The following is a 16,240-nucleotide window of genomic DNA, read 5'->3' as shown; positions in this document are numbered from 1 at the left end:
GATCGGGGTGAACGCGGGTTCGTTGGATCCGCGGTTGTTGGCCAAGTACGGCAAGGCCACGCCGGAGGCGTTGGTGGAGTCGGCGTTGTGGGAGGCGTCGCTGTTCGCCGAGCATGACTTTCATGACATCAAGATCTCGGTGAAGCACAACGACCCGGTGGTGATGATCCGGGCGTATGAGTTGCTGGCTGAGTCGTGTGATTACCCGTTGCACCTGGGTGTGACCGAGGCGGGTCCGGCGTTTCAGGGCACGATCAAGTCCGCGGTGGCGTTCGGTGCGCTGTTGCGCCAGGGCATCGGTGACACGATCCGGGTGTCGCTCTCGGCGCCGCCGGTGGAAGAGGTCAAGGTCGGTGCGCAGATTCTGCAGTCGTTGAACCTGCGGCCGCGCAAGCTGGAGATTGTGTCCTGCCCGTCGTGTGGGCGTGCGCAGGTGGATGTCTACAAGCTTGCTGACGAGGTGACTGCGGGCTTGGAGGGCATGGAGATCCCGCTGCGGGTCGCGGTGATGGGTTGTGTGGTGAACGGTCCTGGTGAGGCTCGTGAGGCTGACCTGGGTGTGGCCTCAGGGAATGGCAAGGGCCAGATCTTTGTGAAGGGCAAGGTCATCAAGACCGTGCCGGAACACCAGATCGTCGAGACGCTGATCGAAGAAGCCGTCCGCATCGCCGAAGCCGCCGAGGCTCAGGCCGGCTGACCGATGGCCAGGATCCGCTGCAGCAGCCGCTGGAGCTCGGGCGCCGGTGCGATCCCGAGCTCCTGGTCCAGCGTGCGCCGCAGCTTGCGGTACACGTTCAGCGCGTCGCTGCGGCGACCGGAGTGGGTCAGCGCCTCCATCAGCCTGGCGTGCGCCCATTCGTTCAGCGGCTGGCTGATCGTGAGTGATCGCAGCTCACCGATCAGCTGCAGGTACCGGCCCAGCGCGAGATCCGTCTGGATCCGCAGCGCCTGCGCCGCTGAACGTTCCTCCTCCAGCCGCGCCTTGAACGGCTGCAGGATCGCCCCGGTCTCCACGTCGGCGAGCACCGGCCCGCGGAAGACCTCCAGTGCGCGCCGGAAGTTGTCGGACGCCTTCTCGTGCTCGCCGGCCTCGTAGGAAGCGCGCCCGGCCTGGTAGAGCGACGTGAAACGGGTGACGTCGAGCTGGTCGTCACGGACCGAGAGCATGTAGCCGGAGGAGACTGTGCTCAGCTTGCTGGCATCGTCCACCTCGCCCATCGCTTTCCTGATGTGGCAAACGTACGTGCGCACGGTCAGGGCTGCCTGGCGCGGTGACTCCTCGCCCCACAGCTCGTCCACGATCTGGTCGGTGCTGACCATTGTGTTGGCGAAAAATAACAGCAGCGCCAGCAGCTGACGGACTTTCGGTGCCTTCGGTACACGGGCCTCCTTGTGGTCGCTTTCAACCCGCAACGGACCCAACAGTTTGAAATCCATGTTACCCCCAGGAATCACAGCCTGTTCGGATCGGAATTTCCATCCACTTCGGCAGTCATGCAATTCTTCCCACCAGACCCCCTTGAGGCAGCTTGCCACACCCGTTCGGGGCTGTCCACCGATGTCAGGGCGGCAATGCGGCAATCCTCGCGGTAACCAAACCGAACGTAATGAAAGACTATAACCCGCTGGTTCCACGGTCATGCCCGGACAATGTTTACGTCAAATCTTTGACATTGTTTTACCTGCGGACCTCAACCCACGGGTGGAACCGGGGAACCCACCCGCGAACCCAACCGCCGGTTGACGACTTCGGACCGTCCGCACTCCTACCGTCGCCCACAGTAATCCGTCGCGGGTTTCCGCGGAAATGTCATCGCCGCCGGGGAGGAATGTCTTGTCCGCCGTACCGCTCGCCTTCGTCCATCACGCCAACCAGCTGAACATCACCGACGGCTACGACAACCGCGACGGCGTTGGGCGCATCTGTGACGGGTACGCCGCGGTTCTCGACCTGCATCGCCGGTACGGCATTCCCACCGGTCTGCATCTGTCAGGCACGCTGATCGAGGCCGCGTTGTGGCACCGCCCCGGGTTTGTGGACCTGGTCAACGAACGCATCGCCGACGGCACCGTCTCGCTGCTCGGCGGCACCTACTCCGAACCCGTCATGCCTGCCTGCTCACAGTGGTCGAACCGCCGTCAGCTCGCCACCGCCGCGGAGCTGAACCGGCGGCACTTCGGCGTGGGCCAGCCGCCGACCGGCTGGCTGCCTGAGCGGGTGTGGGCGCCCGAGCTGGCCGAAGTCCTGTCCGAGGCGGGAATCCGGCGAGTTCTTGTGGACGACCGGCTGCTCGCGAAGCCAGTGCCGAAAGACGGCTACCCGGCAGACTCACGTGCGCACGTCGACCTGCATGGGCCCTATCGCTGGGACCCCGAGCACCCGCCGCCGTTCATCCCGGGACTCGCAGACTTGCGTCGGCTACGCCCGGCCGCAGTCACGGACGACCTCACCGTGGTGCCGATCTGCTCCTATCTGCGCTACCTGTTCCCGCCACGGACCGGTGAGCACCTGAAGTTCCTTGAGGCGTTCCTCGCGGACATCGGTGATCGGCACACCGGCGAGGAGATCTTGGTGTACGCCGACGACATGGAACGCGCCGCCGGGGTCGGCGGCTGGGAACCCGCACTGGAACGCTACGAAGAGCTGCTGCGCTTCCTCGCCGCCACCGAACTGGCCGAGCCGATCGCCCTGGACCCGTGGCTGGATGAGCGGCCACGGCCTGCGCGCGCCCACGTTCCCGCCGGGACCTACTACGAGCTGGAGGTGGCCTGGTCGGCGGGGCCGTCGTACCGAGGCTGGACGGACACCCCGCAATGGTGGCCTTACGGCGAATTGCTGGCGGACGTCGAATGCGAGCTGCTGCAAGCCGGTGACGCGGTCGAGCCACGGCTGCGGTTGCTGGCCGAGCGGATGCTCTTGCTCGGCCAGCACGAGCTTGGCTGGCAGGACAGCACCGAAGACGGACAGGGCCGGGCGCTGGCCCCGTGGGTGCGGGCCACCGCCTCGCACGCGCGCTTGGCCCGGCCGCTGCTGTCGGCGGCGCGCTGGTCGGCCGGCGGGCAGTACACCCCTTCCGCGGGCCTGTACGACATCGACGGAGACGGCGCCGAGGAACTGATCATGGTGAGCGATGACGTGTGGTGCCTCATCGCACCACGAGAAGGTGCGCGGGTGACGCTGATGGCGCACCGCCGCCCACACCCGTCGTGCGGCGACCATCCGCCCGCGCTGATCGTCGGCAATCCTGCCGACCATTGGAACTTCCAGGAAGAGTTGCACCGCTACATGGACGTGCCTGCGGCGCACCCCGGCGCGCTGGCAGACAGTGAGACCGCGCACCGCGCCTGGATACCTTGGGTGTCCACACAGGACCCGGCTGCGGTGGTGGTGGATCTGCGCCCGGAGGACGGCACCGCCACCGAGGCACGCCGTTACGCGCTTCTCAACGGCGTTCCCGCGTTGTTGGCCTGCATCCACACCGCGACGCCGGGACGGCGGATCGAGAACCTGATCGTGCCCGACTACCTGGAAGCACTGCTCGGCGGCCGGGCCGGGCTGACCGCGGTCGGCGGGCAGCTGTGGCGCGGCTGGCAGGGCGAAGCGAGCCAGTGCTGGCTGGCCTTCGATCCCGGACAGGCGACGGTGGTCACCGACGAGCACACCGCCGCCGGGCACGGCTTGCCCGCCACCGTAACTGCCCACGACACTCACGTGGATCTGTTGGTGGGCGCCGGATTCATGCACGACTCGTTCGCGGTGCGCTGGCTGGCGATGGCCCGCGACGTGCTGCACCCCGCACCGCCAGGGCAGGTGAGGTCCACGGCGGCGCTGGCCGCTCCGTCCTGATGCGGCTCCTTGGCTACGTGGGTCGGCATCGCGGCGCTTTTGCGCTCGCGACCGTGGCTGCGTTGGCCGCTACCGGATTTGCCGCTGCGCTGCCCTTGGTTCAGCAACGGTTGGTGGACCGTACTGTTGTCGCGCACATCGACCCGATCGCGCCGTACTTGGCTGTGCTGCTGGCATTCGCGCTCGGCCGGTTCGTGGCCACGGCCGTGCGGCAGTACTGGGGCGGCCGGGTGGCGCTCGACGTACAGCGCGAGCTGCGCGCCGACCTGGTGGCCGCGATGCACCGGCTGGACGAGGCACAGCGCGACGAGTACGGAACCGGGCAGTTGCTCGGCAGGGCCACTGGCGATGTCAGTTACGCGCAGGGCCTGCTCGACCCGCTGCCTGCCGCGCTCGGAAATGTCGTGCTGCTCGTGATCTCCGGGACGGCGATGGTGCTGCTCTCACCCACCTTGACCGGCCTGGTTCTGGCGATGTGCCCACTGCTGGTGCTGGGCGTCCATCTGGCACGCAGCCGGATCTTCCCCGCCAGCCAGGCCGCCCAGCAGCGGTCGGCGGAGCTGACCGGCCGGGTGTCCGAGGTCCTCGACGGGTTGCACGTGGTGACCGCGTTCGGCCGGCAGGACCACGAGCTGGCCGCGATCGAGCAAGACGCCGCAGCGCTGCGCGTCGCCCGGATCCGGGTCGCGAAGGTGTCCGCGATGATCCTGCCGCTGATGAGCGCCGTGCCACTCGCTGGGCAAGTCGGCGTTTTGGGCATCGGCGGGTGGCTGGTGCTGCAGCACGACATCAGCCTCGGCACCTTCGTCGCGTTCATCAGCTACCTGGCGCAGCTGGTCGGGCCGGTGCGCGCGCTGGCCGGTCTGGTCGGCTACGCGCAGGAAGCGCGTTCCGGCTTGGCGCGCTGCTTCACGCTGATCGACACTCAACCGTCGCTTGTGGACGGTGCGATCGTCGTGCAGACTCCGATCGGGGTCGAGTTGCGGGACGTGAGGTTCGGCTACGGCGCCGAACCGGTGCTGCACGGCGTATCGCTGGATGTCGCACCAGGCGAGTACGTGGCGGTGACGGGAGCTCCGGGTTCCGGGAAGTCCACCTTGTTGCGGCTGTTGTGCCGCCGATACGACGTCACCGCGGGGTGCGTGCGCATCGGGGGCGTCGACGTCCGAGCGCTGGCGCTGCACCGCGCGGTCGGCGTGCTCACCGAAGAACCACAACTGGTGCGCGGCTCCTTCGCGGCGAACGTCGCTTACGGCGACCCGGGCGCCTCCCGTGCACGGATCGTCGCCGCGGCGCAGGCCGCCGGGGCGCACGACTTCATCATGGCGAGCCCGCAGGCGTACGACACCGTGATCAGCGACGCGGAGCTGTCCGGCGGCCAACGCCAGCGGATTGCCTTGGCCCGGGCGCTACTGCCGCGACCGGGACTGCTGTTGCTCGACGACCCGACGACAGCGGTGGACGCGACGACGGAAAAGGCGATCCACCATCACCTCGACAGTCTGGCCGCCACCCGGATCGTGGCGACCAGTCGGCCGGGCATGTTGCGCGCCGCAGATCGGATCGTGGTGCTGGAGTCTGGCCGGGTCGTGGATGTCGGGAGCCACGAGGAGTTGGAGGCTCGTTGTCCCGCTTACAGTGCGATGCTTGACGAGGAAGAACATGTTGCGTCACAAGCCATCGCCATGCCAGTGACAGAACGCGTTGTCCCGCAAGTCATCGAGGCACCACCCCGCCGTCACGGCCTGATTCGCGCGCACCGCACCGGATTCCTCACCGGCCTTTTGCTTCTCGGCGTCGGCACGGCAACTGACGTCCTGCGACCTCTCGCCGTGGGCCGCGGCGTGGACGCCGGGCAGCTCGGCGTATTGCTCGCCTGGGTCGCAGCCGCCGCAGGCCTGGTCGCATTGAACGCACTCAGCACAGCAGGCGAAACAGTGGTCACGGGCCGTACCTGCGAGCGCGTGCTGTTCGCGCTGCGTAGCCGGGCCGTACGGCACGCGCTGGAGCTAGGTCCGGCGGAGCGAGACCGCCGCCGCCTGGTAACCCTGCTGACGACCGACATCGAGGCGCTGTCGCACTTCCTGCGCAACGACCTGCCCGGAGCACTGATCAGCATGATCACGGCGATCGGCGCGGTCGTCGCACTGTCCCTGATGGACGGTCGCCTGGCGCTGCTCGCGCTGGCCGGTGTTCCGTTGGTGCTTGCCGCCACCCTGTGGCTCCGGCGCCGCTCAACACCGTTGTACGCCGCCGCAAGGGAAAACCTCGCCGCGTTCACCGGGGCGCTGCACGAAGCGATCAGCAGGCTAACCGTGGTGCGGCTGCACGGACGCGCCGCCGACAGCGCCGCCGAACTAGCCGCGCATGATCGCCGATACCGGGACGCACGGGTGCGTACCCACCTGCTGATCGCGGTGTACTTCCCGTTCGTCGAACTGGTTGGCGCGGTGACCAGCGCTGTGGTGCTCGCGGCGGGCGCGGCGCGGATCGCAGAAGGCACTCTCACTGCGGGTGTCCTCGTCGCCTTCGTGTTGTACCTCGACTCGCTGTTCGCGCCCGTGCAGCAATTCGCCCAGGCGTACGACGGATACGCGCAAGCGGCTGTGGCAGTGCGACGGCTACGCGCTTTCCTGCAAAAGAAACCAGCGGTATTGCCGCCACCGCAACCGATCGCGCCGCCGCGGGCCCGAGGCGCGGTGCGGTTCGACCGAGTGCGGATGCGCTATCCCGGCGCGCGGTGTGACGCGCTGGCTGGGGTGTCGCTCGACGTACCGGCGGGCAGCACGCTGGCTGTGGTCGGGGCGAGCGGAGCAGGCAAGTCGACGCTGCTGAAACTGCTGCTGCGGTTCCACGACCCGCGCCAAGGTCGTGTCATGGTGGACGGCGTCGACCTGCGGACCTACGACACGCGGCTACTGCGCGCCCGGATCGGCTTCGTGCCGCAGGAGCCGTACCTGTTCGGTGGCAGCGTGTTCGACAACATCCGCTACGGCCGTCCCGGCGCCAGCCCGCAGGAGGTGATCGCTGCTGCGCGAGCGGTCGGGGCACATGAGGTGTTCCAGTCCTTGCCGGACGGTTATGACACCACCGGCGGGGCCGCACTGTCGGCGGGCCAGCGGCAGCTCGTGTCGTTGGCCAGGGCGCGTCTGCTGTCGCCCGCGATCTTGGTGCTGGACGAAGCCACGGCGAACCTGGACCCGCGTACCGAAGCGCGTTGCCGAGCCGCCGTGACCGCCGCGTCCGCGGGCTGCACCGTGGTCGTGGTCGCGCACCGGCTGAGTACCGCCGCACGCGCGGATCGCATCGCCGTGCTGGACGGCGGTCGGTTGGTCGAACTCGGGACCCACGCCGAACTTCTGGCCGCCGACGGCCAGTACGCGAAGTTGTGGGGAAACCTCAGCCGCGCGGTTCACCGGTGAGGCCGTGCTGGAACGCATATCGCACTGCCTGCGCCCGGTCCCGTACGCCGGTTTTCGCGAAGATCCGGTTGATGTGGCTCTTCACGGTCGCCTCGCCGATGAACAGCTTCCCGGCGATCTCCCGGTTGGACAGACCGGCCGCGATCAGCCGCAGCACCTCGATCTCGCGGCCGCTCAGCACCTCGTGCGAACCGGTGGACGGCACCGGCTCGGCCGGGTCGGCGATGCCGGCGAGCAGGCGGCGCTGCACCTCGGCGTCCATCACCGACTGACCGGACGCCGCCGCGGCCAGTGCCCGGGCGATGTCGGCCCGGCCTGCATCCTTGGTGAGGAACCCGAGGGCGCCCGCACGCAGGGCGTCGCGTACCGAGGCATCATCGGCGTAGGTCGTGAGCACGACGACGTTCACCGTGGGGTAGTCGGCCCGGAGCTGGGCTGTGGTGCTGACCCCGTCACGGCCGGGCATCCGCAGATCCATCAGGACGACGTCCGGCGGGTCGGCGGCGACCATCTCCAGCACGGCGTCCCCGTTTGCCGCAGCACCAACCACTTCCATCTCGGGGAAGGTCTCCAGCAACGTCACCAGACCCTCACGCACCGCCGTCTGGTCATCGGCGACCAACACACGCAACCGTCGTTGCCCGGCCTCCATCAGTCTCCTTCAGTTCGCTGCGGGACACGAGTGCGTATGGTCCAACCTCGACCCTCGGGTGCCGCGTCCAACGTGCCCGACAGCTGTTCTATCCGTTCGCGCATGCCGATGAGTCCGTAGCCGCCGCCTGTGGTGGCGTGCTCGACGGCCGTGGGCTCACCGTTGTGTACGACTAGCTCGACCCAGCCCCCGTCGACGGACAACGAGACAGCCACCGGCGCGCCCGGGGCGTGTCTGCGTACGTTCGTCATCGCCTCCTGGCTGAGGCGCTGCAGCGCCAACGTCACCTCGGGCCGCAACTCCACTTGCTCGGCAGGCAGATCGAGGGTGACGGGCACATCCAAATCGGCCTGGTAGTCCGCAACGAGCGTGGTCAGGAACTCCGGCAGCGACCGCTTGTCCCCGCGCAACGCGCTGACCGCCCGGCGGGTCTCAGTCAGTCCTTCGCCTGCCAGGCTGCGTGCGCGCACGACGCAGGATCGCGCTTTCTCCGCGCCCGGCACCTTTTCCAGCAGTGCGTCCGCCGCTTCCAGCTGCACGAGCAAACCGCCGAGGGAATGAGCCAGGACGTCGTGGATCTCGCGAGCGATACGGGCCCGCTCGTCCAGCGCCGCCGCGCGGGCTTGTTCCTCCTTCGCGACCTGGGTCTCCACCAGCAGCAGCTCGGTCTGTGCGAGGTGCAGCTTGCGCTGGCGGCGCACGATCCCGCCCAGATAGGAGACCGCGACCGCGAGGACGGCGAACCCGCCGGGCAGCAGGTTGTCCCAGAACCGCTCCGCGAGGGCGAGCGCCACGATCGCGACCACAGCCAGCACACCGGCCGGCCCTGGCTCCAGCGCGCTGGCCGCGGCGAGGACCACGAGGCAGACCAGGATCACGCCGACGTCCGAGCCGGCCGTTCCGGGGACGAGCAACGCGCCTCCGGCCACCCCGATCGGCAGGGCGATCAACCGCAGCGGGCTCTCCCGGTCGCGCAACGCGCCCCAGCCGAGCCAACCCACCGCCCCCACAAGCAGGCCAAGCAGATTGAGGCCCGCGAGACCGTGCGTGCCGAGCCCCGGCGGGGTCACCGCGACGGTGTAGGCCAGCACGAGCAGCAGGCCCACGCGCACGACCCAGCGCACGGTCACGGCGAGCTTCTCGGACCGTCCTTCACCGGACACGACGGCCTGCACGGCCCTGATCGCCTCCATGACTGGCAGGTTAACGGCCTGACCTGCGTGTTACGACCGCAGCTCGCGTGGTGGCGCGAAGCTCAGGTTCTCCTCGACGGTGCGCAGTTCGTGCACGTCGCCGAAGCCGTGCCCGGCCAGCAGGCCGAGCACCTGCTCCACCAGGTCTTCCGAGACGGACGCGCCACTGGTCACCCCGGCTGTGCGGACACCGTCCAGCCAGGCGGGATCGACCACCGTGGCGTCCTCGACGAGGTACGCGGCGGGAGCGCCTGCCTCCAGGGCGACCTCCACCAGCCGCACCGAGTTGGACGAGTTGGCAGAGCCGACGACGAGCACCAGTTCGGCACGCGCGGCCAGTGCGGCGACCGCCTCCTGACGGTTCTGGGTGGCGTAGCAGATGTCGTCGCTCGGCGGGTCGGACAGCTGCGGGAACCGTTCCCGCAGCAGGCGAACGGTCTGCTCGGTCTCGGTCACCGACAACGTGGTCTGGGAAAGCCACGTCACCCGGGCCGGGTCGCGCACCTCAAGGTCGGCTACGGCGTCGGGGCCGTCCACCACGATGGTGTCGGTGGGCGCTTCACCGCTGGTGCCTTCGACCTCCTCGTGCCCGTGGTGGCCGATCAGCAGGATCTGGTCACCGCGGGCGGCGGCCCGCACTGCTTCGCGGTGCACCTTGGTGACCAGCGGGCACGTCGCGTCAATGGTGCGCAACGAGCGCTCCGCAGCGGCTTCGTGCACCGCGGGGGAGACGCCGTGCGCGGAGAACACTGTGACAGCGCCGGGCGGCACCTCGCCGACCTCGTCGACGAATATCGCGCCGAGCCGCTCCAGACGGCGCACCACGTGCGTGTTGTGCACGATCTGCTTGCGCACGTAGACCGGCGCGCCGTGGCGCTGCAACGCCGTCTCGACGGCCCGCACGGCACGGTCCACCCCGGCGCAGTACCCGCGCGGGCTGGCCAGCAACACCTGTTTCATGGCACCGAAAGTAGGGCGACGGTGGCGACCGGGACGACCGTGCTCAACGCGGCTCCAATGTGGCCTCAACGTGTCCGTCCACATCGGCTCGACGGACGGGCAACCGATCGGCCGTGCGATCCGGCCAGCCGAGCTGCTGCAACCGGTCGAGCACGGTGAATTTCTGATACCCGAGACCGGAAATGTTATGCATGATCTTGTAGCACAAGCGGCGATTCCGGCCATGACAGGAAAGAATGTACTTACTGCGCGCGTACCCGAATATGCCGACGGCGGTGGTGAACATTTCCGCGAACCGGTGACTGAATTCCGCGATTGTCTGCAGCTCGGGCCGGCGGACCCGGTTGTATTCCGCCAGTGCGGCGTCGACCGCCGCCGGATCGGTGGCCGATACGTCCCGGAATGCACCGGCTAGTCGTACCGCGTCCGCGATCGCGGCGTTCATGCCTTGGCCAGCCATCGGGTGCACAGCGTGCGCCGCGTCGCCGATCAGTGGCATCCCGGCACCGTGGAAAACGGGCGCGACGAAACGGCGTGCGGAAAGCACCCGGCAGGTCGGGACACCTGCGCGCACGGACTCCGCGATCGGTGCCACGGCCGGACACGCGGCGACGGCCTGGTCCACCCACGCGGCCAGTCCCTGCTTGCCGATCCGGTTCACCAAACCCCTGGCCACCTGCAGGTACAACCGCCCGCCGCCGTCCGGCATCGGGTACATCACCCGCATGCCCTCGCGGGTGATCGTCGTGGTGGCCTGGTGTGCCAGCTCCGGCACTCCGGTCAGATCGATCGCCACCACCTGATGGTCGTAGGGCGTCGTGTCGACCTCGATCCCGACCTGTCCACGCAGTTTGGACGCGTGCCCGTCCGCCGCGACGACCATTCCCGCGGACACCTCGCCGTCCTTACGCAGCACGACGCCCGTCACCCGGCCTGCCTTGTCACGCACCGCGCGCTCGACCGCGACCCCGCGCCGGAATTCGACCCCTGGCGGCAGGTGCCGGATCAGGTTGTCCAGGATTCCCTTGTACGTGTGGGTCAAGCAGTGGTCGTACGCACTCGGCAGCCACCTGTAGTCCATCGCGCACAGCTCCGAGCCGTCCTCACCGGCACTGACCAGCCGGTCGATACGCCGGGCTCCGGCGTGCCGCAACGTCTCCAGCGCGCCGATCGACTCCAGCGTGGCCAGTGAACCGGGCTGCAGGAGCTCGCCTTTGAACGTTTCCACCGTGTCGGTGAGTTTGTCGACCAGCAGTACCCGGCGGCCTTGCATTCCCAGCAGAATTGCCGCGGTCAACCCACCGGCACCGGCCCCGCAAACAACAATGTCGTAGTCGCTCACACCATCAACCATTCATGTGTCGGAAAGGCGGGAAAAGTTTTGCCGACGGCGGCACACCCGCGTGAACACAGAAGAATTCCCCTGCGGGCAGCGTGACACGACCTCGCGGAACCGTCAAACGGGGTTGACCACGTGAACATGGCCGTGTCACGCTGATTGCGGGCCACGCCTGTGTCCTTTCCGGGCAATCCGGCCATACATCCCGTTTCCGCCTGTCTCGCGCGTCAGGCCGAATCCGCACGCCCAGGTGGAGAAAGCGAGCGACCATGAGCCTCGATCCGATCCTCCCGCCCGGCGAACTGGACCACGCCTTGGCCCACACCGTCGACGCGTTGTTCGCCCTGCAACGCTCCGACGGCAGTTGGGAGGGGCGACTGTCGGCCAGTCCCGGTGCCACCGCCGACGTGCTGATCGCGATGCACCTCGCAGATCCGGTGGGCTGTCAGGACCTCATCCGGCGAGGCCTGGATTTCCTGCTGCGCACGCAAGGCGCGGACGGTGGCTGGGGTGACGACGTGGACACCGAGCCGACGCTGAACGGCACCGCGCTCTCGGTGGCCGCGTTGGCGCTCATCGCGCCGGACGAGGCCGCCGACCAGATTCGCCGCGGATGGGCCAAAGTCGAGCAATTCGGTGGTACAGCGGCGATCCGGGACGTCGAGCAGTGCTCGCTGACTGTCCTGGTGCACTTCTACCTCGTGCTGGCCGGGCTGATGAGCGACGAAGGCCTGCTGCGCTGTCCCATCGAGCTGGCACTGCTGCCCGCGCCGTTGCGCCGCAAGCTGACCTTCGCGATGCCCACCGCGCTGTCGTGGGGGCTGATGTGCGCCACGCTGATGCCCGGCGGGCGGATCCGTACCGCGCTCAACAAAGCCGCAACACCGAAGGCGATCGAATACCTGGACGGCCTGGTCGGTTTCGAAGGACCGGACGGCGGGTTCGTCGAGTCCCCGATGATGTCCGCCAATGTCTGCATTGGACTGACCATCGCCAGGCAGCGCCCGGACATCGTGCGCCACTGCCTGAACTACTTCCGCGCGACCATCAAGCCGGAGGGCGGCTGGGCGGTCACCCGTGACCTCGAGGTGGACGCGACCAACTTCATCACCACCGGCCTGCAGCACGCGGGTCTCGGCGACGACGCACGGGTGACCAAGGCAGTCGACTGGATCCGCTCCGCCCAGCGGGACGAGGAATTCATCTGGACCGGCGCACCTTCCGGAGGCTGGGGCTGGGGACTCCCGTCGGGCTGGCCGAACAGCGGCAACACCGGTGACGCGGTGATCGCGTTGGCCGGTGACGGCGCGACCATCGACGACAACCAGGTCCGGCGCGGCACGGAATGGCTGCTGCGCCAACAGAACTACGACGGCTCGTGGAGCTGTTTCGCGCAGGTGGGCCGGATCGCCGCGATGGACCCGTCGTTCGCCATGGTCGGCAAGGCCCGGTCGCCGAAGGTGCTCTACGGCCCCTGCGCGGTGATGTCCGCGGAGGCGTTCTCCGCGCTGGCGTTGTCCGGCAGGTGCCGTTCGGACGATGAGCCGTTGCGCAAGGCGTACGCGTGGTTCGCGAAAGTACAGCGCGCGGACGGCGCCATCGAGAACAAGTGGTACCTCGGGCAAGTGTGCGGAACGGGGTCGGTGCTGCGCGCTCTTGGCGACGCTGGCCTGAGCGACAGCCCTGTGGCCCGGCGTTGCGTCTCGTGGTTGCGGCTCAACCAAAACGACGACGGCGGCTGGGGCGACGCGCTCGGCCGTGGTCACTCCACTGTGGAGGAAACGGCGATGGCCGTGCTGGGACTGTGTGCGGCAGGCGTCACGCCGGCCACACCAATGCTCGCGCGCGGCGCGCGCTGGCTGGTCGACAACCGGAACACCGAAGGGCTTTGGCAGCCCAGCCTGCTCGGCGTCTACTTCCTCGAACTGCTCTACCGGCACGACCACACCGCGAACGGCTATGCCCTGCAGGCACTCGCACGTTACCGCGAACAAGCACGGAGGACGGCCTGATGCAGAAACCGTGGAGCGCCGAGTTCGAGCAGTTGCTCCTCGACGAACTGGCGCTGTGCGATCCCACGTCGTCGCTGGAACCTGACACCCCGCTGGCTCATTACGGCCTCACCTCGTTGAGCACCTTGGCGTTGAGCAGCAAGCTGGTGTCGCGGTACGGCATCGAACTGCCCGCTTTCGACGAGCGCGCATTCCGTACCCCACGGTCGTTGTGGAAGCTTGTCGTGGGAACGAGCGGCCCCTCGGCCAATGGCGTCACGATGTCCGGCAATCGAATCGGGCTAACCGACGGACTAGCCGGACGATTCGCCGCAGTGGCAAGCCGCCATCCGGACGAGCCCTGCCTGGTGGACAACGCAGGCGCGCTGACCTACGCCGAGACCGCCGCCCGCGCCGCCGCGCTGGCCGCAGCCATTGGTGCGGGCGGTGTTGTCGCTGTGCTCGGCGAGCGGGAGATCACGACGTATTGCGCCTACCTCGGGGTGCTCTGCGCGGGAGCCACGATTGTGCCGTTGTCGATGGACTTCCCGCCCGACCGCAACGCCGACATCGTCCGCCAAGCCGGTGCCCGCTGCGTCGTGCACACCGAACCGCGTGGCGAGAAACCGTTGGAGGCACAGCTGGCCGCGATGTCCGGTGTGCCGGTGGTGGACGCCCACAACGCGCCGTTGACCTCGTGGGATCCCGGCGTCGGCCCGGTCACCGCGGACACCCCGGCGTACCTGCTGTTCACGTCCGGATCGACCGGGCGGCCCAAGGGAGTCCGCATCACCCACGGCAACGTGGCGGCGTTCCTGGCCGCCGCGCTTCCCACGTACCGCACGGGCCCCGGCGAGGTCTTCTCCCAATGCCACGGGCTGACGTTCGACTTCTCGGTGTTCGAGATGTGGGGCGCGTGGAGCACCGGCAGCGCGCTGGCGGTCGTTCCCCGAGTGCACGCGCTCAACCCGGCAAGCACGATCGCCCAGCACGGCGTCACGGTGTGGGCCTGCACACCGAGCCTGATCGAAGCGGCGGCCGCGGCGGGCAACCTGGCGCCCGGCTCGCTGTCCGGGCTGCGGCACGTGGTGATCGGCGGTGAGCCGCTGCGCGGCAAGACCGTTGCCCTGGCTCGCGCGGCCGCGCCGAACGCGATCATCGACAACGTGTACGGGCCGACCGAGACCACGGTGTGGGTCAGCACCTACCGGCTGACACCGGCGGATCCCATTCCCGCCCACCCGATCATGCCGATCGGTTCGCCGACCGCGGGCGCTGACATCGAAATCAGCGAAGAAGGGGAGCTGCTCGTCGCCGGCCCTCAGGTGTTCGACGGCTACGCGGATCCGGCGCTGGACAAGGACAAACTGATTCATCAGGGCGACCGCACCTGGTACCGGACCGGCGATCTGGGGGAGCGGGACGCGGGAGTGCTGCACCACCGCGGCCGGCTGGACGGACAGGTCAAGATCCGTGGCTACCGGATCGAGCTCGGCGAGATCGAGCACGCCGCCACACGGTTGCTCGGCGTGCGAACCGCGGCGGCCAGGATCCCCGGCGACCATGGGGATGCCGGTCTGGCGCTGTTCGTCGAGGGCACCGCCGTGGACGAGCCCTGGCTGCGGCTCGAGCTCGGCCGGAGCCTGCCCGCCTACATGGTCCCGGACCGCGTCATCGCCACCGAAGCGTTCCCCCTGAACCCACACGGCAAGCTCGACCGGACCCGCCTCGCCCAGCAGATGACGAGCTCGCCGACCTGATCGACGAGCTCGACGCGGCGAATCAGGTCAAGAGTGGTTGTTCAGATTCGGCAGATAAGTCTCGCCATAGTCGACGAAGACCGAACCGTACGGGTTGGCCTTCTGATCGAAGGCGTTCTCGAAGGCTGCCACGGCACCGATGGTCTGTGCCCTGAAGCCGCCGTTCGGAAGCGGCACCCGGACGACGAACTCGATGAACATCGCGTTGACCCGCTGCTCGTCGATGGCGAGTTCTTGCCCACGACCGCGCGGCCTGTCGACGAGCTTGGTCGCCGTGTTGGCGAAGACGGCGGCATTGGCCGCCCCCTCAGCCCCCATCAAGCTTTCGTACCTGGTGCCGTCACCTAACCCTAAGGCGTACGCCGGATACCTCGAGTAGGTCTCCTCCCAGTAAGCAAGGTCGTCAGAGTCATCGAGCACAGCACCCATGTAGACGCCAAGGATCTGGCCGTTGAGCAAGGACGGCCGACGGCTCGCTGACCGGTTCGGCGGCCACTTGGCGAAGTACAGTCCCCACTGGCCAACCAGGACCTGTTCGTGCTCCGGGACGTGTTCGCTTTCCACCCGAGCGATCCGCACCGGCGGCGATTTCAGCGCTTCGCCTCTGATCAACCGCCTGATCTCGGCCGCGACTGACGCTTCGAGCACCGGCCACACCGTCTCCAGTTGCTTGTTGGTCACGGTGTCGGGCAGCCGGTGGTCGTCGGGATCCCTGGCGATGGCCTTCAACGTGGTCCTGTGCCTCAGCATCGTGGCGGTGACCTCGTCGGCGCGGGCCACGATCTTCGGGTGCACCCGGCCGTTGGCATCGGCGAAAGGCTCGTACACCCGGTTCATCGGATCGCGCGGGGAACGCCAGGGGAATGCCCTTTCCAGCGCCGACATCGGCGCCAACTGGTGCTTCACGATGCGCACGATACGAGGTCGCACTCGCCTTGATCGAGTCGCTTGCCTGTATGTTTAAGTCAGTCGCTTGACTTAATATAACAGGGTGGGCAGACTGTGAGCAGGCCATTACGTGGCGTCAACCCGGGTGGTGCGGTGAAGTGATAAGCAAACCTGGCCGAGCGCGGTGA

General features: G+C 68.1%; 11 protein-coding genes. 5 read left to right on the top strand and 6 right to left on the bottom strand.

Annotated elements, in window-relative coordinates; genetic code table 11:
- On the top strand, window positions 1-697 hold a 697-nt coding region (locus B9C43_RS53950; protein ID WP_160097417.1), incomplete at its 5' end, for a flavodoxin-dependent (E)-4-hydroxy-3-methylbut-2-enyl-diphosphate synthase.
- Here B9C43_RS53950 and B9C43_RS53945 read toward each other — a convergent pair.
- Window positions 685-1,437 (bottom strand): AfsR/SARP family transcriptional regulator, encoded by a 753-nt coding sequence (locus B9C43_RS53945; protein WP_033393754.1) that lies wholly within the window; start codon window positions 1,435-1,437, stop codon window positions 685-687. The genes B9C43_RS53950 and B9C43_RS53945 overlap by 13 nt on opposite strands.
- Window positions 1,438-1,834: 397 nt before the next feature.
- Between B9C43_RS53945 and B9C43_RS53940 the strand changes: the two genes are divergently transcribed.
- Window positions 1,835-3,847 (top strand): polysaccharide deacetylase family protein, encoded by a 2,013-nt coding sequence (locus B9C43_RS53940; protein WP_160097415.1) that lies wholly within the window; start codon window positions 1,835-1,837, stop codon window positions 3,845-3,847.
- Between the two features lie 53 nt (window positions 3,848-3,900).
- A complete protein-coding gene (locus B9C43_RS53935) occupies window positions 3,901-7,269 on the top strand; it encodes an ABC transporter ATP-binding protein (protein WP_160097413.1) in 3,369 nt (1,122 codons plus the stop codon).
- Here B9C43_RS53935 and B9C43_RS53930 read toward each other — a convergent pair.
- The 4 genes from B9C43_RS53930 to B9C43_RS53915 are packed head-to-tail and all read right to left on the bottom strand — an operon-like array spanning window position 7,247 to window position 11,416.
- Window positions 7,247-7,921, bottom strand: a complete 675-nt coding sequence (locus B9C43_RS53930) for a response regulator transcription factor (protein ID WP_033393746.1) — start codon at window positions 7,919-7,921, stop codon at window positions 7,247-7,249. The two genes, B9C43_RS53935 and B9C43_RS53930, sit on opposite strands and share 23 nt — an antisense overlap.
- Entirely contained in the window at window positions 7,921-9,114 is a 1,194-nt protein-coding gene (locus B9C43_RS53925; RefSeq protein WP_084434927.1) for a sensor histidine kinase, read from the bottom strand. The genes B9C43_RS53930 and B9C43_RS53925 overlap by 1 nt, the downstream gene beginning before the upstream one ends.
- 30 nt (window positions 9,115-9,144) lie before the next feature.
- On the bottom strand, window positions 9,145-10,074 hold the full coding sequence (locus B9C43_RS53920; protein WP_235039396.1) for a 4-hydroxy-3-methylbut-2-enyl diphosphate reductase: 930 nt from the start codon (window positions 10,072-10,074) through the stop codon (window positions 9,145-9,147).
- 43 nt (window positions 10,075-10,117) lie between these two features.
- Window positions 10,118-11,416, bottom strand: a complete 1,299-nt coding sequence (locus B9C43_RS53915; RefSeq protein WP_160097411.1) for an FAD-dependent oxidoreductase — start codon at window positions 11,414-11,416, stop codon at window positions 10,118-10,120.
- Window positions 11,417-11,682: 266 nt separating this feature from the next.
- Here B9C43_RS53915 and B9C43_RS53910 point away from each other — a divergent pair, with 266 nt between their 5' ends.
- Entirely contained in the window at window positions 11,683-13,425 is a 1,743-nt protein-coding gene (locus tag B9C43_RS53910; protein WP_084434924.1) for a prenyltransferase/squalene oxidase repeat-containing protein, read from the top strand.
- Entirely contained in the window at window positions 13,425-15,164 is a 1,740-nt protein-coding gene (locus B9C43_RS53905; RefSeq protein WP_084434923.1) for an AMP-binding protein, read from the top strand. Before B9C43_RS53910 ends, B9C43_RS53905 begins: the two co-directional genes overlap by 1 nt.
- Before the next feature lie 27 nt (window positions 15,165-15,191).
- Here B9C43_RS53905 and B9C43_RS53900 read toward each other — a convergent pair whose 3' ends face one another.
- Window positions 15,192-16,070, bottom strand: a complete 879-nt coding sequence (locus tag B9C43_RS53900) for a hypothetical protein (protein ID WP_143447265.1) — start codon at window positions 16,068-16,070, stop codon at window positions 15,192-15,194.
- Between the last annotated feature and the right edge of the window lie 170 nt (window positions 16,071-16,240).

The organism is Kibdelosporangium aridum, from assembly GCF_900176515.1.
In the GTDB taxonomy this organism is placed as follows: Bacteria; Actinomycetota; Actinomycetes; order Mycobacteriales; family Pseudonocardiaceae; genus Kibdelosporangium; species Kibdelosporangium aridum.
This window is presented reverse-complemented; position numbering and strand designations above follow the sequence as displayed.